The organism is Actinomycetospora sp. NBC_00405 (genome assembly GCF_036044095.1).
In the GTDB taxonomy this organism is placed as follows: Bacteria; Actinomycetota; Actinomycetes; order Mycobacteriales; family Pseudonocardiaceae; genus Actinomycetospora; species Actinomycetospora callitridis.
In genome coordinates this window covers 1,773,338-1,791,876 of sequence record NZ_CP107938.1, presented here as the reverse complement: position 1 = coordinate 1,791,876, position 18,539 = coordinate 1,773,338, and the positions used below count along the sequence as shown (strand labels likewise).

General features: G+C 74.5%; 24 protein-coding genes and 1 tRNA gene. 15 read left to right on the top strand and 10 right to left on the bottom strand.

Features of this window, described 5'->3' with window-relative positions:
- Positions 1–38 precede the first annotated feature (38 nt).
- The 6 genes from OG774_RS08860 (at position 39) to OG774_RS08835 (ending at position 3,107) form a co-directional block, all read left to right on the top strand.
- Positions 39–611, top strand: a complete 573-nt coding sequence (locus OG774_RS08860; protein WP_328308637.1) for an RNA polymerase sigma factor — start codon at positions 39–41, stop codon at positions 609–611.
- Positions 608–1,486 (top strand): anti-sigma factor domain-containing protein, encoded by an 879-nt coding sequence (locus OG774_RS08855; RefSeq protein WP_328308635.1) that lies wholly within the window; start codon positions 608–610, stop codon positions 1,484–1,486. Before OG774_RS08860 ends, OG774_RS08855 begins: the two co-directional genes overlap by 4 nt.
- Positions 1,483–1,971 carry a TIGR02611 family protein gene (locus tag OG774_RS08850; RefSeq protein ID WP_328308633.1) on the top strand — a complete coding sequence of 163 codons (489 nt, stop codon included), beginning with the start codon at positions 1,483–1,485 and terminating at the stop codon, positions 1,969–1,971. Before OG774_RS08855 ends, OG774_RS08850 begins: the two co-directional genes overlap by 4 nt.
- A 26-nt stretch (positions 1,972–1,997) precedes the next feature.
- A tRNA-Val gene (locus OG774_RS08845) sits at positions 1,998–2,069 on the top strand.
- Between the two features lie 190 nt (positions 2,070–2,259).
- Positions 2,260–2,625: an ArsR/SmtB family transcription factor gene (locus tag OG774_RS08840; RefSeq protein ID WP_328308632.1), complete on the top strand. Its 366-nt coding sequence runs from the start codon at positions 2,260–2,262 to the stop codon at positions 2,623–2,625.
- Positions 2,622–3,107, top strand: a complete 486-nt coding sequence (locus OG774_RS08835) for an SRPBCC family protein (RefSeq protein ID WP_328308631.1) — start codon at positions 2,622–2,624, stop codon at positions 3,105–3,107. Before OG774_RS08840 ends, OG774_RS08835 begins: the two co-directional genes overlap by 4 nt.
- A 146-nt stretch (positions 3,108–3,253) precedes the next feature.
- Here OG774_RS08835 and OG774_RS08830 read toward each other — a convergent pair whose 3' ends face one another.
- A complete protein-coding gene (locus tag OG774_RS08830) occupies positions 3,254–3,700 on the bottom strand; it encodes a winged helix-turn-helix transcriptional regulator (protein ID WP_328308630.1) in 447 nt (148 codons plus the stop codon).
- A gap of 101 nt (positions 3,701–3,801) precedes the next feature.
- Here OG774_RS08830 and OG774_RS08825 point away from each other — a divergent pair, with 101 nt between their 5' ends.
- The 5 genes from OG774_RS08825 (at position 3,802) to OG774_RS08805 (ending at position 6,503) form a co-directional block, all read left to right on the top strand.
- Complete coding sequence (locus OG774_RS08825) at positions 3,802–4,191, top strand: tautomerase family protein (RefSeq protein ID WP_328308629.1); 390 nt, start codon at positions 3,802–3,804, stop codon at positions 4,189–4,191.
- 41 nt (positions 4,192–4,232) lie between these two features.
- Positions 4,233–4,523 carry an ArsR/SmtB family transcription factor gene (locus OG774_RS08820; RefSeq protein WP_328308628.1) on the top strand — a complete coding sequence of 97 codons (291 nt, stop codon included), beginning with the start codon at positions 4,233–4,235 and terminating at the stop codon, positions 4,521–4,523.
- On the top strand, positions 4,520–4,912 hold the full coding sequence (locus OG774_RS08815; protein ID WP_328308626.1) for a VOC family protein: 393 nt from the start codon (positions 4,520–4,522) through the stop codon (positions 4,910–4,912). The genes OG774_RS08820 and OG774_RS08815 overlap by 4 nt, the downstream gene beginning before the upstream one ends.
- Before the next feature lie 56 nt (positions 4,913–4,968).
- Positions 4,969–5,340 carry a hypothetical protein gene (locus tag OG774_RS08810; protein WP_328308624.1) on the top strand — a complete coding sequence of 124 codons (372 nt, stop codon included), beginning with the start codon at positions 4,969–4,971 and terminating at the stop codon, positions 5,338–5,340.
- A gap of 380 nt (positions 5,341–5,720) precedes the next feature.
- Complete coding sequence (locus OG774_RS08805) at positions 5,721–6,503, top strand: GAF and ANTAR domain-containing protein (RefSeq protein ID WP_328308622.1); 783 nt, start codon at positions 5,721–5,723, stop codon at positions 6,501–6,503.
- On the opposite strand, the gene OG774_RS08800 is transcribed toward OG774_RS08805, so the two are convergent.
- Entirely contained in the window at positions 6,500–7,129 is a 630-nt protein-coding gene (locus OG774_RS08800) for a VOC family protein (protein WP_328308620.1), read from the bottom strand. The genes OG774_RS08805 and OG774_RS08800 overlap by 4 nt on opposite strands.
- 107 nt (positions 7,130–7,236) lie before the next feature.
- Here OG774_RS08800 and OG774_RS08795 point away from each other — a divergent pair, with 107 nt between their 5' ends.
- Entirely contained in the window at positions 7,237–8,817 is a 1,581-nt protein-coding gene (locus tag OG774_RS08795; protein WP_328308619.1) for an MFS transporter, read from the top strand.
- A 38-nt stretch (positions 8,818–8,855) separates the two neighbouring features.
- Positions 8,856–9,095 (top strand): hypothetical protein, encoded by a 240-nt coding sequence (locus OG774_RS08790; RefSeq protein ID WP_328308617.1) that lies wholly within the window; start codon positions 8,856–8,858, stop codon positions 9,093–9,095.
- A 10-nt stretch (positions 9,096–9,105) separates the two neighbouring features.
- Here OG774_RS08790 and OG774_RS08785 read toward each other — a convergent pair whose 3' ends face one another.
- The 8 genes from OG774_RS08785 to OG774_RS08750 all read right to left on the bottom strand — a co-directional run bounded on the left by OG774_RS08785 (position 9,106) and on the right by OG774_RS08750 (position 16,386).
- Complete coding sequence (locus OG774_RS08785; protein WP_328308615.1) at positions 9,106–9,462, bottom strand: MarR family winged helix-turn-helix transcriptional regulator; 357 nt, start codon at positions 9,460–9,462, stop codon at positions 9,106–9,108.
- A gap of 356 nt (positions 9,463–9,818) precedes the next feature.
- Complete coding sequence (locus tag OG774_RS08780; protein ID WP_328308613.1) at positions 9,819–10,658, bottom strand: hypothetical protein; 840 nt, start codon at positions 10,656–10,658, stop codon at positions 9,819–9,821.
- 41 nt (positions 10,659–10,699) lie between these two features.
- The gene (locus OG774_RS08775; RefSeq protein ID WP_328308611.1) at positions 10,700–11,869 is read right to left on the bottom strand and encodes a hypothetical protein; all 1,170 of its coding nucleotides are present in this window, start codon (positions 11,867–11,869) and stop codon (positions 10,700–10,702) included.
- The gene (locus OG774_RS08770; protein WP_328308609.1) at positions 11,866–12,378 is read right to left on the bottom strand and encodes a CvpA family protein; all 513 of its coding nucleotides are present in this window, start codon (positions 12,376–12,378) and stop codon (positions 11,866–11,868) included. Before OG774_RS08770 ends, OG774_RS08775 begins: the two co-directional genes overlap by 4 nt.
- A gap of 128 nt (positions 12,379–12,506) precedes the next feature.
- Positions 12,507–13,982, bottom strand: coding sequence for a lanthionine synthetase LanC family protein (locus OG774_RS08765; protein WP_328308607.1), 1,476 nt, complete (start codon positions 13,980–13,982; stop codon positions 12,507–12,509).
- Entirely contained in the window at positions 13,979–14,809 is an 831-nt protein-coding gene (locus OG774_RS08760; RefSeq protein WP_328308604.1) for a polysaccharide deacetylase family protein, read from the bottom strand. The genes OG774_RS08765 and OG774_RS08760 overlap by 4 nt, the downstream gene beginning before the upstream one ends.
- 12 nt (positions 14,810–14,821) lie before the next feature.
- A complete protein-coding gene (locus tag OG774_RS08755) occupies positions 14,822–15,001 on the bottom strand; it encodes a hypothetical protein (protein ID WP_274197092.1) in 180 nt (59 codons plus the stop codon).
- 38 nt (positions 15,002–15,039) lie between these two features.
- Positions 15,040–16,386 (bottom strand): glycosyltransferase, encoded by a 1,347-nt coding sequence (locus tag OG774_RS08750; RefSeq protein ID WP_328308599.1) that lies wholly within the window; start codon positions 16,384–16,386, stop codon positions 15,040–15,042.
- 272 nt (positions 16,387–16,658) lie between these two features.
- Between OG774_RS08750 and OG774_RS08745 the strand changes: the two genes are divergently transcribed.
- Complete coding sequence (locus OG774_RS08745; protein WP_328308597.1) at positions 16,659–17,303, top strand: MOSC domain-containing protein; 645 nt, start codon at positions 16,659–16,661, stop codon at positions 17,301–17,303.
- Positions 17,304–17,328: 25 nt separating this feature from the next.
- Positions 17,329–18,513: an MFS transporter gene (locus tag OG774_RS08740; RefSeq protein WP_328308595.1), complete on the top strand. Its 1,185-nt coding sequence runs from the start codon at positions 17,329–17,331 to the stop codon at positions 18,511–18,513.
- Positions 18,514–18,539 lie beyond the last annotated feature (26 nt).

Sequence of the window (18,539 nt, the reverse complement as noted above, 5' to 3'; positions counted from 1 at the left end):
AGGCGGCTCCGGAGCGTGACGACGACGGTCTTGCTGGTGTGACCGATGCCACATTGCTCGAACAGATCGGCGAGCGCAGTGCGGAAGCCCTCGCGCAGCTCTACGACCGGTTCGGGCGCCCCGCGTACTCCCTGGCCCGCCGTATCTGTGTCGACGAGTCGCTGGCGGAGGACGTGGTGCAGGAGGCGTTCCTCGTGGTGTGGCGGGACCCCGGACGGTTCGACCCGGACCGCGGCGCGGTCTCGAGCTGGCTGCTGACCCTCGTGCACCACCGCGCCGTCGACGCGGTGCGGCGCGAGGCGACCCGTCGCAAGCGGACCGTGCCACCGAGCCCCGACGGCGAGGAGTGGAACGTCCCGCCCGGGCCGGGAGCCGACCAGGCGGCCCTCGGGGCGGTCGTCGCCGGGAAGGTGCGTGACGCGCTCGGTCAGCTGCCCGCCGACCAGCGCGAGGCGCTCGCCCTGGCGTACTTCGGCGGCTACACCCAGCGCGAGGTGGCGAGCCTCGTCGGGATACCCCTGGGGACGGTGAAGTCCCGGATGTTCGCCGGGACCCAGAAGCTGCGAGCCCTCCTGGGCCCGCACGTCGAGGTGGACGAGGAGGGACGATGAGCGACCGGGCCGTCCCCGACTCCCACACCGGTGCCCACGACGCCCTTGCGGTGGGCTGGGCGCTGCACACCCTCGATCACGACGAGGAAGCGGACTTCGCCGCCCACCTCGAGACCTGCCCGACCTGCCGGCAGACGGTCGACGAGACGCTGGAGACGCTCGGCGAGCTCGCCGAGGCCGTCGTCCCGGTCAGCCCGCCGCGCCACCTGCGCCGCCGGCTGCTCGACGCCGCGGCGGCCGAGTCGGCGGCGACGGGCGAGGGCGTCGATCTGCCCGAGCTGACCGGAGCCCCGGTGGCGGAGCCGGCGGCTCCCGAGCCCGCGCCCGCGCCCGCCGTCGAGGAGCGGGACGCGACCGTCGTGCCGCTCTCGCCCCGGCGGCGGGCCTCCCGCTGGCTCGCGGTGGCCGCGGTGGCCCTGGTCGTCGCGGCGGTCGGGGGCCTCGCCGTGGCCAACCAGTCCCTGCGCACCGAGCGCGACAACGCCGCCGCGGCGGCGGCCCAGGCCGAGCGCGACGCCTCCGTGGTCGACGTGCTCCGGGACGCGGGCACCCCCGGCGTCACGCACGTGACGCTGGCCAGTCCCGACGGCGCACTCGTCGGGCTCGTCGTCGACGACGGCAGCGGCGCCCGCGTGCTCACCAGCGGGCTCGGCGCCAACGGGGCCGACGAGATCTACGTGCTCTGGGGCCTCGCCGACGGGACACCGCGGCCGCTGGGGACCTTCGACGTCACCCAGCAGACCCCGGCCGTGAGTTCCGTACCCTCGACGACGGCGGCGGTCCCGTTCGCCGGTTTCGCGGTGTCGATCGAGCCGGGCCGGACGGCGCCCGCCACGCCGACCCGAGTCGTCGCGAGTGGACAGGTGGGAACGTGAGCGAACCGGCCGAGCAGTCGACCGCCACCGCTGACAAGGCGCCCACCGAGGGTCCGACCACCGTCACCGCGCCGCCCCGGCACCGCACCCTCCGCGCGCGACTGCGGCACTTCCGCGCCCGCGTGCGCGGCAACCCGCGCGCCAACCTGATCTGGCGCATCGTCGTCGGCGTCCTCGGCGGCCTGGTCCTCGTCGCGGGCATCGTCGCGATCCCGTACCCGGGCCCCGGCTGGCTGATCGTGTTCGCCGGCCTCGGCCTCCTCGCCACCGAGTTCACCTGGGCCGGCCGGGTGCTGCGCTTCGCCCGGCACCACTACGACCGCTGGATGGAGTGGGTCGGACGGCAGAGCATCGTCGTCAAGTGCCTGCTCGGCCTGCTCACCTGCGCCATCGTCCTGGCGACCCTCTGGCTGCTCGGCGCCCCGTACCTCGTCGCCAAGCTGGTGGGTCTCGGCCACTGGACCTGGCTGCAGAGCCCGCTCTGATGATGGTCTAGGCTCGTCGAGGCCGCGGGCGATTAGCTCAGGGGTAGAGCGCTTCGTTCACACCGAAGAGGTCACTGGTTCGATACCAGTATCGCCCACGCACCAAGGCCCTGGTCACAGGCTCGCGAGAGCCGCCGACCAGGGCCTTCGTCATGCCCGGCGAAGATCGAGGCAGCGTCCGGGCAGCAGGGGCAGTCACGGTGTTGCTCCTCCGTCGTCGCTGAGGGCGGCGAGGATGCGGCCGGCCGAGGCTCGACATCCTCATCGGTTCGTCGTAGCTTACGGTTCGTGACAGCTTACGGAGATGCGGGACTCGGGTTGCTGGGCGACCCGATGCGTCGCGCGATCTTCGAGACGCTGGCACGCCGGCCCAGCTCGGTCGGCGATCTCGCCGAGCGGCTCCCGATCAGCCGGCCGGCCGTGTCCCAGCACCTCAAGGCGCTCAAGGACGGCGGTCTGGTCGTCTCGCACGCCGAGGGCACGCGGCGCATCTACCGCCTCGACCCGGTGGGTGTGGCCGCGATGCGGAGCTGGCTCGACGGCGTCTGGGAGCACGCTCTCGCCGACTTCCACAAGTTCGCCGAGCAAGCCGCCGCCGACGAAGCGGCCGGCGCCCATCACTCCGCCGAACACCCCACCGAGGAGCAACCATGACCACACCGATCCCGGCGATCGAGGGCAAGACCACCGTCAACGTCAGCCGTGAGAAGGCGTTCGCGCTGTTCACCGGTCACTTCGGCGCGTGGTGGCCGCGGCAGTACCACATCGGATCGTCCGAGGTCGCCGACGTGATCCTGGAGCCCCACGAGGGCGGACGGTGGTTCGAGCGCGGGGTCGATGGCTCCGAGTGCGACTGGGGCCGGGTGCTGGCCTGGGAGCCCACGGAGCGGGTGGTGTTCACCTGGCAGATCGGCGGGGACTGGCAGTTCGACCCCGACCCCTCGCACGCCAGCGAGATCGAGGTCCGCTTCCACGCCGACGGTCCCGAGCAGACCACCGTCGAGGTCGAGCACCGCCACTTCGAGCGTCTCGTCGGCGGCGAAGGTGTCCACGGCGCCATCGAGCACGGCGGCGGTGGCTGGGTCGCGCTGCTCGCTGCCTACGCGCAGACGGTGGCCGGGGAAGGGACGTCGTGACGGGTGCCGACCCGATGCGCGTCGCGCACGGCGAGGGCCTGCTGCGCTGAGCCGTTCGACGTCGCCTGCGTCGGTCGGCATCGCTGAGCCCGGGTCAGCGACCCACGCGACGACGTCGACGCGATCCACCTGGCAGGGACGCTCGTCTACCAAGCACCGGGCTCGAACTCCGCGGTCATCTCCCGCCAGGCGATGGGCTCCGCGCAGTGGCTGCAGGTCACGCGCGCCTCGGCCGGGTGTCCGCAGGTGCGGTGGATCAGGCGCACCGGCGCGACGTCGTTCTTGTACGTGTCGCCCCAGCTCATCAGCGTCACGAGGACGGGGTAGAGGTCCGCGCCCTTGCGGGTGAGGCGGTACTCGTGGCGCGGCGGGCTGTCCTGGTAGGGGACGCGGTCCAGGACGCCCTCGGCGGTGAGCAGCCGGAGCCGGTCGTTGAGGACGTTGCTGCCGATGCCCAGCTTGTCGCGGAAGTGGTCGTAGCGACGCTCGCCCCGGAAGCACTCGCGCAGGATCATCATCGTCCAGCGCTCGCCGATCACCGACCACGTGCGGGCCACCGAGCAGTAGACGTCCTGCAGATCGTCGTGCTTCACGAGCGCCAGGGTAGGACACGTTTCGAGTCCCAGCAGGTTGCGCGCCCGTCGGACCTCTGTCACGGTCCGACTCGAATCGAGTCCGACCCGTGGAGGATGACGTGCCCTTCTACCAGTTCACCGTGCCCACCGGCGGAGCGACGCTGGACCACAAGGCCGAGGTGGCCGCCGCGATGACGAAGGTCCACGCCGAGGTCACCGGCGCCCCGGGGACCTACGTGCAGTGCTCGTTCACCGAGGTCGCGCCGGGCAGCGTGTTCGTCGCGGGCGAGGCGGTGGAGGGGCCCCGGATGGTCGGGCTGATCCGGTCCGGGCGCTCGCCCGAGGTGCGCGCCAGGCTCATCAACGGTCTCGCCGACGCCTGGTGCGCGACCACGGGCGACGCCAAGGAGGACCTCGGCATCTTCATCGTCGAGATCCCGGGCGCGAACGTGATGGAGGCCGGCGTGATCCTCCCCGAGAGCAGCGAGGACGTCGGCGCCATCCTCTGAGTCCTTGACAGGCAAGTCGCGACTTGCCTAATGTTCTCGCCGTGGGCGACGTCTTCAAGGCCCTGGCCGACCCCACCCGGCGCACGATCCTCGACGAGCTGACCGACCGGAACGGTCAGACGCTCTTCGAGCTCTGTGGCCGCCTGACGATGAAGCACGGGCTCAGCTCGACGCGGCAGGCGATCTCGCAGCACCTCGACGTGCTGGAGGCCGCCGGCCTCGTCGAGACCACGCGCGAGGGCCGGTACAAGTTCCACCACATCAACACCGGGCCGTTGCGGACGATCGTCGAGCGCTGGCTCGCGGGGGACAGGGGAGAGGAACCGACGTGAGGATCCACATCGCGAGCGTCTTCGTCGACGACCAGGAGAAGGCGCTGCGGTTCTACGTCGACGTCCTGGGGTTCACGACGAAGCACGACATCCCGCTGGGCGGCGAGGACCGCTGGCTCACCGTGGTGTCCCCGGAGGACCCCGACGGCACCGAGCTGCTGCTGGAGCCCGGCGGGCACCCGGCGGTGCAGCCCTTCAAGGACGCGCTCGTCGCCGACGGCATCCCCTTCACGCAGTTCGCCGTCGACGACGTCAAGGTCGAGTACGACCGGCTGCGCGCGCTCGGCGTCACCTTCACCCAGGAGCCCGTCGACATGGGCCCGGTGACCACCGCCGTGCTCGACGACACCTGCGGCAACCTCATCCAGATCGTCCACCAGTCGGGCTGAGTCACCCGGGAATCCGCTCGTCCGCCCGGGCGTGCACTGCCACCCTCGGCGGGTCGATGGACATCGACTGGAACGCCGAGATCGCGGCGCAGCTGCGGACGCACTGGTCGCGACAGCTGCGCCCTCGGCTCGACGGGCTGACCGACGCCGAGTACTTCCGGGAGCCCGTCGCCGGGGCGTGGACGGTGCGGTGGAGTCGTGACGACGCCCGGTTCGTGAGCGACGTCGTGATCCCGCCGCCCGAACCCCCGCCGGTGACGACGATCGCCTGGCGGCTCGCCCACGTCAGCGCGCTCCTCGAGATGGGGCTCGAGAGGTTCGGTGGTCCCGCCGTCGCCTGGACCGCGGTCACCCCGCCGGCCCGCCCGGAAGTCCCTTCGAGGGGTGGACCACCGCCGCCATCGTCCTGCACACCCAGCGCGAAGTGATCCACCACGGCGCGGAGATCGCCCTGCTGCGCGACCTGTACGGGGCCGCGTGACGGCGCTCGTCGTCCGGGCCGGGCGTTCGGGAAGCAGTCCCACGATCGGACGCACGGCGCGGACGAGGTCGGCGGACGTCACGCCGGCGTCCCAGGGTGACCGTCACTCGCTGTACCAGTAAAGTAGCGGCGCCGCGGTCGAGCAGACGGCCGCTTCGTGGATCGGGGCGCAGGCGAGGCCGGCGCTTGCCAGGTCTCTCCGCGCCGACGGTCCCCGGTACCCCGCCCGGGACGGGTCGTCGGCGCGCGCGTCCGAGACCGGCAGTGCGGTACGTCGTCCGGTTGCCGCCCCGCCTCTCGTAGCGACCGCAAAGGTGGGGCAGCACGGTGTACCCGGGGCAGGCTGATCAGCTCGTCGTCGCTCTGCGCAGAGCAGCCCGGACCCTCCTGGACCGACGCAGCATCCGGGATCTCCAACAGACGCTGTCGGAGATCGTCTCGGCGGCCGTGGAGACGGTGCCCGGCGCGACCGCCGGCGGCCTGTCGGTGACGGAGGACGGGATCGTCGACTCCCGCAACCCGACCAGCCGCGGCATCTCCGAGCTGGACCGGCTGCAGGGCGAGCTCCACGAGGGTCCCTGCGTCACCGCCCTCGAGTCCCCGGCCGAGGACGGCGCGGTGATCGCGGAGGACCTCGCCGGGGTCGACGCGCAGCGGTGGCCCCGGTTCGCACCCGCGGCGGTGGCGGCGGGCTACCGCTCGATGCTCTCCACCCAGCTCACGACGAACGGGCGGATGCGCGTCGCGCTCAACCTCTACGCCGCCGAGCCGGGCGTTTTCGACTCCGAGGCGCGGCTGCTGGCGGGCCTGTTCGGTGTCCAGGCCGCGATGCTCCTGCACGGCAGCGAGCAGGCCGTCCACCTCGGCCGGGCCGTCGACAGCCGGGACGTCATCGGCCAGGCCAAGGGCGTCCTGATGGAACGCTTCGGGGTCGACGAGACCGAGGCGTTCCAGATGCTCGTGGAGTCGTCCCAGAGCACCAACCTCAAGCTCATCGACGTCGCGCGCTGGCTCCTCAGCGAGGTCGCGCGCCGCGGCACCCGCCGGGTGTCCGCGGACTCCGCCGGCCTCGACGCCTCGTCGGTCGGGCAGCACCCGTCGGGTGGCTAACTCTCCAGCACCACGGGGCCGTCGGGCGTCCGGATCTCGGCGCGCAGGAGCGGCGGTCCGTCGGCGACGGTGACGCAGCCCGAGAGCCCGAGACCCGCGAGCCGGCGGCGCAGCGCGGGAGCGTCGGGCGTCACGAGGACCAGGCGCTCGAGACGGACGCCGGCGTCGGGGATCCCGTCGGTGGGGTGGGCCCCGTCCCAGGCGATGAGGCTCGGGACCAGCCCACCGCCGGGGATCTCGCCGTCGGCCGGCACCGTCAGCGTCCACGACAGCGCGTCGCGGGAGAGCCGGAGGCGTTCGCCGTGGTCGTCGGGGCCGGGCGGGAGGACGGCGGGGCGGGCGACCCAGTGCAGCAGCCGCGGGCCGTCGGCGAGGCGCGCCCGCACGGCAGGGTCGTCCAGCCCGAACCACCGGGGCCGACCCGGCGCGGGGGCGTCGGGATCGACGGCGATCAGCTCGAGATAGGTGCTCCCGCCGAGGCCGAGCAGGGCGTTGTGGGTGCCGAAGCCGGCGTGCCGACCGCCCGCTCCGAGCCGGACCCCGAGCTGCTCCTCGAGGGCCGGCACGCCGTGGGCGAGGTCGGAGGCGGCCACGACGAGGTGGTCGACGACGGGTGTGGCGGGCACGGGGGCGACGGTACGGCCGCCGATCTAGTATCTCTACAGTACGGTGTGGTTGTTTTCTAGGATCAGACGCTGCTACGTCCTCCCCGTTCCCACCCGAGGAGGACCCGATGGCCCCGCCCGCGACGACCGGACGCCGAGCCTGGATCGGGCTCGCCGTCCTGGCGCTGCCGACGCTGCTGCTCTCGCTCGACATGAGCGTGCTCTACCTGGCGCTGCCCGCCCTGTCCGCCGACCTCGGCCTCGGGCCGACCGCACAGCTCTGGGCGATGGACGTCTACGGCTTCATGATCGCGGGCTTCCTCGTCACGATGGGCACGCTCGGCGACCGCATCGGGCGTCGCCGGCTGCTGCTCCTCGGGGCGGCGGCCTTCGGCGTCGCCTCGGTGATCGCCGCGTTCTCGAACGGCCCCGCGATGCTGATCGCGACGCGCGCACTGCTCGGGATCGCCGGGGCCACGCTCATGCCCTCGACGCTCGGGCTGATCCGGACGATGTTCCCCGACCCGCGGGCCCGGGGGACGGCGATCGCGATCTGGATGAGCTGCTTCATGGGCGGCATGACCATCGGTCCGCTGATCGGCGGCGTGCTGCTGGAGGCGTTCTGGTGGGGCGCGGCCTTCCTCATGGGCGTGCCGGTGATGGCGCTGCTGCTCGTCCTCGGGCCGGTGCTCCTGCCCGAGTCGCGCGACACGGGCGCCGGGCGCCTCGACCTCGTCAGCGTCGCGCTCTCGCTCGGCGCCGTGCTGGCCGTCGTCCACGGGCTCAAGTCGCTGGCGGCGACGGGCCCGGAGCTCGGGGCGCTCGCGTCGCTGGTGGTCGGCCTCGTGGTCGGCGCCCTGTTCGTCCGCCGTCAGCTCCGCCTCGACGACCCGCTGCTCGACCTGCGGCTGTTCCGCCACCGCGCGCCGGCGGGCGTGCTGGGCATCGGGCTCGGTGGCGGCGTGGTCATGGCCGGCACGTTCCTGCTGCTCACGTTGTACCTCCAGCTCGTCGCGGGCCTCTCGGTGCTCACCGTCGGCCTGGTGCTCGCGCCGCTGCAGGCGGCCATGGTCGTGGCCTCGCTGCTCGCGCCGCGGCTGGCGCGGTCGATCCGCCCGGCGCGGGTGATGGCGGGCGGCCTGCTGATCGGCGCCGTCGGCCTGGCCGTCGTGGGGCTGCTCGGTGCCGGGGAGGGCGGCGGCACCGTGGTCCTGCTCGGCGGCTTCCTGCTCGCCTCGGTGGGGATCGCGCTGCCCACGGCGCTGGGCACGGATCTCCTCGTCGGCTCGGTGCCCGAGGAGAAGGCCGGCTCGGCCGGCGCGCTGTCCGAGACCAGTGGCGAGCTCGGCATCGCTCTCGGCGTCGCGACGCTCGGCAGCCTGGCGACGGGGGTGTACCGCGACGACCTGGTGGTCCCGCCCGGGACGCCGGCGCCGCTCGCGGACGCCGCACGGACGGGCATCACCGAGGCGATCGCCGCGGGCCCGACCCCCGAGCTGTTCGACGCGGTGGGGACGGCCTTCACCGCCGGCCTCGGGTGGGCGGCCACCGGCGGGGCGCTGGTGTTCGCCGGTCTGGCGGGGCTCGCCCTGGTCGCGTTCCACGAGGTGCCGGTGACCGCGGCCCCGGACGTCGAGGCCCAGAAGACCCAGAAGACCCAGGAGGCCCAGGAGGCCCAGGAGGCCCCCGCGCTCGCGCCGGCGGCCTGAGCGGGGTGCGGTCGGGAGCGCCGCGTACGGTGCTGCGCATGCCGGGCATCGCGTGGCCGCCGAACGACACCGACCGAAACCGGTTCCTGTGTCGCCTGCAGATCGCGGTCTACGCCGCGGCCGCCCTGTACTTCGGGGCGTTCGCCCTGGCCACCGGGGCCTTCGTGCCCTGGGCGATCTTCACGGTCGCGCTGGCCGCGGCGCTCGTGGCGGGCGCGGCGATCCTGCTGATGAGGGCGCAGCGCCAGGACGGTCAGCGCCAGGGTCCGGGGCGCTGAGCCGGGCGGATCAGCCGGACGGCCCCGCGGAGGCGACGGTCTCCCATCGCCGGGACAGGGCGTCCAGGTGGACGAGGAGCTGATCGACGTCCATGGCGTGCTCCGCCATCAGCTCCTGCTCGAGCTCGCGTGCCCGGCGGTGCACCCGGGCCAAGGCCTCCCGTCCGTCGTCGGTGAGCCCGAGCAGCTTGCGCCGCCCGTCCGCAGGCGCCTGCGTGCGCGCGATGAGTCCGCGGTCCTCGAGCCGCCGGCACACGTCCGCCATGGTGGAGCGGTCGAGCGCGACGGTGTGGGCCAGAGAGCCCTGATCGAGTTCCGGGTGGGCGTCCACCGTGATGAGCACGGCGTACTGAGGTCCGGTGAGCACCGGATCGACCCTGCGGGCCCAAGCGGCGGTGTAGGCCTGGTGGAGGCGCCGGGCGAGATAGCCCGGCGCGTGGCGTATGGCGTCAGGGGTGGCTGGGCCACCCTCCGGAATCGTCCCGTCCCCCTCGCGTGACATTCGTCCACTCTGACACAACCGAGTGACACACAACTCGGTATGACGTGCGAGGAGGGCGACGAACGGTCGACCGATTCAGTTCACCGGACGTTCGGTAGGTTTTCCTCGACACGCTCGGTGGCCCCGGGGGTGAGGGTCCCATCCCGTGGACGGCATCGCGGAATGGACCCGCTCGGTCCGCTGCCGGACCAGCGACCTCACCGAGTAGCGCACCGAGTCGCTCAGCGGATGGTCCGCGGTGCCTGGCTGGGGAACAGCAGGCGCACGTCGTCGATCGTCACCAGTCGCAGGTGGATGACCTGCTCGACGACCGCGATGCGCCAGCCGCGCGTCTTGTCGTTGAGCCGCAGACCGCGCAGCCAGCGCTGGGCGTGCCGGAACGCCTCGCTCTGCGTCTTGGGACTCGGCGCGGGACGGCCCTCGGCGCGGTGCCACTCCGCGATCTGGTCGGCGTCGCCGTGCACCTCGCGCGACGCGTTGCCCGCCCCGGCGGTGGCGGCGGCGATCAGCGTCGGCCCGCAGGCCGCGACCAGCACCGACCACCACGTCTCGGCGGTGGGCAGCGAGGTGTCGATGGTGCGGCCACCGGCGAGGCCCCCGCTGGTGGTGACGCCCGCGGCCGCGGTGGGGGCGAAGCGCAACAACGCGAGGGTCAGCTCCTGGCCGTCCGGGAACCACAGGCCCAGCGAGGAACGGTCGTCGCGGACGAGCAGGCCGTTGCCGGTGCGGATGCGGTCCTTGCCGGGGACGCCGGGCACGAACAGGGTCAGCAGGCCACCGTGCCGCTGCCGGTTGATGATCAGGTAGGCGTCGTCGCGGACCTCGATCTCGACGGCCAGGCGTGACACGCGGTCGTCGGGCACGGCGACGTGCCGCGCGGCGCCCGCGCCCTCGTCGCGCCGTCGACCGGTGCCGTCGCCGCGCCCGATGGTGACCCGCTCGCCCCACGGGACCGACTGGGCGCGCTCGGTGCGGACGTCGAGCACGGTGAGCCCGCCGAGGGCCATGCGCGGGGTCCCCGGAGAGGGGGCCTGCGGAGCGCGGGCGACCGGTCGAGTCACGACACCTCCCGTCCACCGTGGGCGGGAGGGCCGTGCTGCCCCTAGCCGCCCCCGTCGCGGCGGGGATCCGCCGGCCGACCCCAGGATACGCGGGGACGGGCGCGGGTCTCCTCGTCGCGGGGACCGCCGACCGGGGTCGGGGCGCGGCCGCGCGCGGCGTCCCGGGCGGCGTCGCGGGCCATGCCCGCGACCCGCTGCACGAGCGTCGCCCCGGGCCGGGATCCGGGCCGGGGACCCGCGGTCGGGGTGACCACGGTCGTCCGTGTCCCGGGCTCGCCGGTGTGCTTCTCGGTGTGCCCCTCGGCGTGCCCCTCGGCGTGCGGGGAGCGGGCACCGCCTGCTCCCCGGGACCCCCCGACGGTGTCCCGGGGAGCCCCGGCCGGCCCCCGCGCCTGAGCCGGCCGAGGTGGGGGCGGAAGAGCCCGCCCGGGCCGGCCGCCTGCCCGCGGCACGGCCGGGCGAGGCCCGGGTGAGGACGGCGGACGGCCGGAGCCGTCGGCCGCGACGGGGGGCGGCGCGATGGCTGCCGCCGGCGGGGACGACAGCGACGACGGGGTCGGGTCCACCGCCGAGGCCGTCGCCACGGGTGTCGCGGCGGGGCGCGAGAAGGCCGCGGTGACGAGCACGCGCCCGACCGGGACGTCGGCCCCCGCGAGCAGGTGCAGGAAGGTGCGCTCGGCGAGGCGGCGCGCGTCGGTGTCGCGGGCGTGCTCGAGGTAGCCCGAGAGCAGCTCGTCGGCGAGCACCTCGAGCGGCCAGCGGGAGGCCACGTCGGCGAGGTCGTCGGGGTGGAACTCCACCCACAGGTGCGGGGCCGCGACGCGCTGGCCGCGGGGCGTCCACACCAGCGACTCCTCGGACGCGAGCCGGCGGGCGGCCGCGCGGATCAGCCCGTCGCCGTGCACCCAGGGCCGGCCGAGCAGCCCGCGCACGGCGCGACGCACCCGGGCCGAGGCCGTGGGCGGGGCGAGGTCCGTCGTCGGCAGCGCCTCGAGCACCGGGGACGAGCCGTCGCCGCCGCGCGGGCCGCGCCCGGTGGAGGACACGACCATCCACCCCAGCCCGGCGGTGCCGGCGACGAGGACGAGCACGAGCAGGGCCATGACGAACGAGCCGGAGGCGAGCCAGGTCAGGAGCAGGAGGCCGACGGCGGCCGCGCCGACGAGGCGGGGCCAGGTGAGGGTGGAGCGGGCCGTGGTCTTCGAGGTCATCGCGCACCCCCGTCGGCGAGCGTGGCGTTCCCGGAGGGGAGCAGCGTGAGCGGGTTCGGCAGGTGCTGCGCGGCGGCGCCGAGCAGGGAGCTGTCGCGGGCCGCATCGCCCAGCCCGGTGGGGCCGAACGCGGACACGACACCGACGGCCAGCACGAGCAGCATGAGCGCGAGGGCGCCGTGGGCGACGACGCCGAGGGCGCGGTCCGGCAGACCGGGCCGGCGGAACCCGCCGCCGCGACGTGCGGCGAGGGTCTCGCCGAGACGGCGACCCACACCCCAGCCGACGAGGGCGCCGACGAGCGCGGCGCCGATGATGATCGCCCCGCGCGAGACCGTCGCGTCGGGCGCGACGAGCAGCGGGACCAGCCAGCGGGCGAGCGCGCCGGCGATGAGCACGCCGGCCACGGCGCCGGCGGCGCGCAGGACGAGTCCGGTGCCGCCACGGCGCCAGCCGCGCAGCGCGGCGATCAGGACCACCGCGAGCACCACCAGGTCCACGACGGTCACGGGAGCCTCCTCGATGTCGGTGCACGTCCCGGGGTCGCACACACGACTCCGGCTGACATCGAGTCAACCCCCGCGGACACCGGCCCGGCGGCGGACGATCGGGAACTAATTTCCCGCCGCGGGCCCGCCTATCCGGTGGCCGGGCCCTCCAGCGGCACGAGGACCTCCTGCATCCCGGGGCTGTCGACGGGACCGCCGGCGAGCCGGCTCAGGAAGCCGATCACCCCCGCGGAGCCCCAGTGCCACGAGGGCTCGCGGGCCAGGGTCCAGGTCCCGTCCTGACGGGTCGCACCCCAGTGCCCGTCGGGGGTGGCGACGGCGAGCAGCCAGGCGCGGGCGTCGCGCGCCGCCGCGATGAACTCGCCGTCGCGGGTCACGCGGCCCAGGGAGTCGAGGAACCAGCCGGTGCCCGCGGCGCCGCTGTTCGTCGAGGCGTGGACGGTCCGGCTGCCCTCGTACTCGGCCCACGCGAGGCCGACCGGCTCGTCCAGGGCGACACTGACGAGCCACCGGCCCGCGCCGCGCGCCCGCTCGAGGTGGCGGGGGTCGCCGAGGATCGCGTGGGCCTGCAGCGACACCCAGCCGATCCCGGCCGCGCCCTCCTCCATGCCCGTGGCCCTGTTCGGGTTGTCCGGCGTCAGCGCGGCCGACCCGGCGCCGAGCAGTATCGGCCAGGTGAGGCCTCCGCCGGCGGGTTGCGCGGTGCGGTCGAGGAAGCCGAGCGCGGCCTCCGCGTCCCGGCGCCAGCGTTCGTCGCCCGTCGCCTGGTACATCCGCAGGAAGACGAACGCCGCGCCGGCGGTGCCCGAGAGGAACCCGGTGTTGCGCCGCGGCTCGTCGGCGCGCTCGGGCAGCCCGCCGTCGTCGTCGAGGCGGCTGGACAGGTACGCCGCGCCCCCCGCGGCGTGGGCGGCGAGCTCCGGGTCGCCGGTGCGCTCGGCCATCACCGACAGCGCGTAGACGATGCCGGCCTGGCCCTCGCCCATGCCGTGGCGGTAGGAGGGCGGCTCGCTCCCGCCGTCGACCCAGGCCCACCGGCACATCTGCGGGCACGGCAGGCCGTCGACGCCCTCGGCGCGGTCGAGCACCCAGCGCAGCGAGTCCCGGGCGCCCGCGCGGTAGCGGTCGTCGCCGGTGGCGTCGCCCAGGCGCCACAGCACCTCGGCGACGCCGGCCGCGCCGTCGTCGAAGGAGGTGTAGGCGCGGGCCGCCGGCCCGTCGGGGTTGACGTAGTCGGGCACCCGGCCGCCGCGCGAGGCGCCCAGCAGGAAGTCGCCCGCGGACCGGGCCCCGGCGAGGTGGCGCTCGCGGGCCGCCGGGTCGGGAGTGGCCGCGGCGAGGGCGAGCAGCCCGTGCGCGATCCCGGCCGCGCCGACGTCGCGGTCGGTCTGGCGGTTGGGTGCCTGGATGGCGCTGGTCCACGCGAGGGCGTCGGGCGGCCCGCCGGCGCCGAACGGGTCCGGCACACCGTCGGCGACGAGCCGGTCGGCGAACGCGTCGGGGAGCGGCGACGGCGTGGGCGCGGACGTCCTCTGGCTGGCAGGGGCCTGCGCGCACGACACGGCGAACAGGGCGGCGGCGAGCAGGATCAGCAGTGCCCTCACCGGGGGACCACCGCGGCGAGCGAGCCCCGGTTGACCGCGGAGGGCACCGGCGACGGAGCGACCACGCCGAACGTGAAGCCCCGGGCGCGCAGCTCGTCGATGGCCTGCGGCAGGTACTCGAGCTGGTTCGGCGGGCACTCGAGCGTGTCGCCCGCGTCGTGGAGCAGGATCATCGCCTGGTCGGTGGCCTCGGTGACCAGGAGGTCGACGAGGGCCTGCGGCCCCGGGCACTCGAAGTCGCCGGGCCGGTCGGAGGTCCACTTCCAGTGCACCCCGCCACCGAGACCGAGCCGGGCCAGGGCGGCGTCACCGGCGGCCGAGCCCTGACCGAACGGGTACCGGAACAGGTTCGGCCGCTGGCCGGTGATCTCGGTGAGCACCTCGTTGGTCCGCACGATCTCGCTCTCGGCCTCCTCGGGGGTCAGGTCCGGGAAGTAGGCGTGGTCCCAGCCGTGGTTGGCGACGACGTGGCCCTCCGCCTGCACGCGGCGCACCAGATCGGGGTACCGCTCGGACTGGTCGCCCTGCAGGAAGAAGGTGGCGGGCACCCGCTTCGCGGCCAGGACGTCGAGGACGTACGGGGTCAGCTGCGGCGACGGGCCGTCGTCGAAGGTGAGCGCGACCCGGGGCCCGGCTGCCGTCCCGGTCGTCGGCGGCAGCGCCCGGTCGAGCGCCGTCGGGACGTAGCGGGGGCCGACGAGCGCCCTCTCGCGCTCGGAGCTCGTCGCGACGACCGACGAGGCCACCGAGATCACCACGGTGCCGAGCAGCGCGAGGAGGAAGAACAGCAGCGAGCGGACGTTGCGACGCCGGTCGTCGAAGGACACGCCTGCGCGACCTCAGCGGAACGGACGCAGGCTGCGGCGCACGATCCGCACCACCAGCAGCAGCGTGAACAGCACGGTCACCGCCATGAGCACCGCCGCGATCGCGTTGATGCCCGTGGCCGCGGCCAGCGCGAAGCCGGTGGTGCCGCCACCGACCGCGCTCGTGAGGTACATCGAGTGCTCGCCGTACATCCGTCCTCTTCCCGATTCTCTCGACGATCCCGATCCGACTACCAGGCCTGGCGGCGGGCGTTCAGACACCGCCACGCCGAGACCACCGCGCACAGCTCCAGGAAGAACCCGTAGAAGTCCTCGACCACCAGCACCGCGCACAGCACGACGTCGCGCCACCCGCGGTCGGGGACCCGCCACATGGACGTCATCCGCTCCAGCCACATCACGCCGAGCGGGATGAGCCCGATCAGCGCGTACCGGAACGGCACCGCGTAAATGATCATCAGCGCGAGCATCGTCAGGAACAGCACGCGGAAGAACACGCTGAAGCCGAACAGGATGTAGGACAGGCAGTCCAGCCGCGTCGAGGTGGACCAGCCGCGCTTGAGGCACTCGTCCATCCCGCCGCGTCCCCACCGCATGCGCTGCACCCAGAGCTCGCGGAACGAGGCGGGCGGGGTGGTGTAGACGTGCGCCTGGCGAGCGGCGGCAACGCGGAAGCCGCGCGCCTTGAGCTCCAGGGTGAGCGCGTAGTCCTCGATCAGCGACGTGCCGTCCCACGGCTCGCCGGCCTCGCGGTGGGCGGCGACGGCCTCGAGCGCGACGTTGCGGTACATCGCCGCGGCGCCGCTGGCGACCGAGACCCTCCAGCGGCGCAGGTCGCGCAGGTCGTCGTACCGGGTGTACTCGAGGCGCTGCAGCCGCCAGACCAGGCCACGGCCCGGCGTCGCCCAGTACCGGGCGCAGACCGCGCCGAGCACGGCGTTGCCGCGCAGCTCGTCGGCCATCGCCGCCACCGTGTCCGTCAGCAGCACGGTGTCCGCGTCCATCGTCAGCACGAGGTCGGCGCCGCGCGCGGTCTCGCGCCAGCCGTGGTTGAGCGCGCCGGCCTTCTTGTCCGGGTTGTGCGCCATCTCCACGACCGTCACCGGGTAGCGGCGGGCGATCTCGGCCGTGCGGTCGGTGCAGTTGTTGGCCACCACGACGACCTCGGCGATGTGCAGCCACTCGGGGACGTCCTGCGCGAGCAGGCCCTCCACCGTGGCCGCGATGCCCGCCTCCTCGTTGTGGGCCGGCACCAGGACGCTGACGGTGGTGACCGCCGTGGCGGCGGCCGTCGCGCGGCGGCTGCTGCGGCCGGTGCGGGGCGAGGGGGGAGCGGCCGTCGCCTTCGCCTTCGGTGCCTCGGCCTTCGCCCTGGGTGCTGCGGCGGGCGTGGGGGAGGGCGCGGGCGCCGGCGCGATGGTGGTGCGCAGCGTGATGGTGGCCGCGTCGTGGTCCGAGGAGCGGCGAGCCGGGCGGGTGCGGAGACCCACGGGACGGGTCACCGGGTCGGCGGGGTCGGAGGTGCGCGGCGACGTCGCGCCCGCTGGTCCGATCCGTACGGCCTGGTTGCTCGCCACGTCACCTCACTCGCGTCACCGTGTACCCACGTCCGTGGTCGCTGCTCACCCGATCGGTGGGCGACCTGTCAGAGATACCGTACACAGACGGGATTTCGTTACACCATCGTGAGAAATTGGATGTCGCTTTGACGCCGGAGTGTCACTCACCTGCGCTTTCGTCGCCTCGATCAGCAGACGGCTGAGAGCCGGTTCCGGCGTTCGGCACAGCGACGGCGGCCGGGCCGGCGGGCGTGAGCCGCCCCACCCCGGTCCGGCCTACCGTGGGCGCGGTGATCGGCATCGAGATCGTCGGCTTCGTCGTCTCGAGCGGCCACGCGTACGAGGGGCGCCCGGGCGACGGCCCCGTGGCGGTGCCGACCAGCACGCCCGAGGTCATCGAGGTCCGCGCGGGGTTCGGGGTGGTGGGCGACCGCTACGCGGGGCAGGCCGCGCACCGGGACGCCGCGGTCACCGTGCTCGCCATCGAGGCGCTCGATGCCGTCGCCGCCGAGCTCGGCGTCCCGCCGTTCGATCCCGTCGCGGCCCGCCGCACGATCCTCACCCGCGGGCTGGACGTCGAGGCCCTGCGCGCCCGCGAGTTCGCCCTCGACTCGGGCGACGGGCCGGTGCGCCTCGGCGGGGGCCGTCCCGCGGCGCCGTGCGCCTGGATGGACGTGGTGCTCGCCCCGGGCGCGCACGCCGCCCTCCGCGGGCGCGCCGGGGTGCGGTGCGCCGCGCTGGGCTCGGGGACGTTGCGGGTGGGGCCGGCGACCGTGACCGTCACGGACGGCGACGGCGACCGGGAGGACGACGACGTGCTCGACGCCGCCCGCGCCGGCCTCCCGCGTCGGGTGCGACGGCCGGCCGCGAACCGGACGTGCCGTGACGGTCCGGACACGACGACGGTGGGATCGGTCTCGACCACGGGTCCGTGATCGCGTCCTGCGGCACGGTCGTGCGGTGAGCGCCGACGTCTCGACCGCCGAATCCACCACTGGGATCGGGCGCGCCCGCACGCTGCTGCTCGCCGTGGTGTGCGGCGCCGCGGTGGCGAACATCTACTACGCGCAGCCCCTGCTCCACACGATCGGCGGGGAGTTCGGCGTCGGCAACGGCACCGCCGCGCTGCTCGTCACGGCCTCCCAGGTGGGGTACGCGCTCGCGCTCGCCTTCGTCGTCCCGCTCGGTGACCTGCTGGAGCGCCGGCGGCTGGTGAGCCTGCTGCTGCTCGGGTGCGCCGTGGTGCTCGGGCTGGCCGCGGCGGCGCCCGGGTTCGCGCTGCTCGCCACGGCCGTCGCGCTGGTCGGGGTGACCTCGGCCGTCGCGCAGGTCGCGGTGCCGCTCGCGGCGCAGCTGGCCGGCGACCACGAGCGCGGTCGCGTCGTCGGCACCGTGATGAGCGGCCTGCTGATCGGCATCCTCGGGGCACGGACGGTCGCGGGGTTCGTGGCCGAGGCCGGCGGGTGGCGCTGGGTCTTCGCGCTCGCCGCCGGCGTCATGGTGGTGCTGGCCGTGGTGGTGCGCCTGATGCTGCCGGTCGTCCCGCCCACCGAGTCGACGAGCTACCCGCGCCTGCTGGACTCGGTGCTCGGCCTCGTGCGCCACGAGCCGGAGCTGCGCCGGCGCATGCTGCTGGGCGCGGTCGGCATGGGGTGCTTCACGATCCTGTGGACCTCGGCCGACTTCCTGCTCTCCGCGCCGCCCTACGGCTTCGGCCCGGCGGTCGTCGGCCTGTTCGGCCTCGCGGGCCTGGCGGGGGCGGCGATGGCGCCGCTCGCGGGCCGGCTCGCCGACCGCGGCCACGGGCGGCTCGTCGTCACCCTGGGGCTGGTGGTGCTCGTGGCCAGCTGGGCGCTGCTCGGGCTCGGCGGGGCGTCGATCGTGGCGCTGATCGCGGGCGTCGTCGTGCTCGACCTCGCCCAGCAGAGCCTGCAGATCAGCCACCAGAGCGTGATCTACGCGCTCGCCCCGCAGGCCCGCAGCCGCATCACCACCGCGTACATGACCTCGGTGTTCATCGGCGGCACGCTGGCCTCGGCGGCGACGTCGGTCGTCTACCCCGCGGGCGGCTGGATCGGCGTGTGCGTCCTCGGCGGCGCCGTCGCCCTCGTCGGCCTCGGCGTCTGGTTCCTGCCCCGTACGTGAGCGGAGTTCCCGGCCATGGCCGGGAA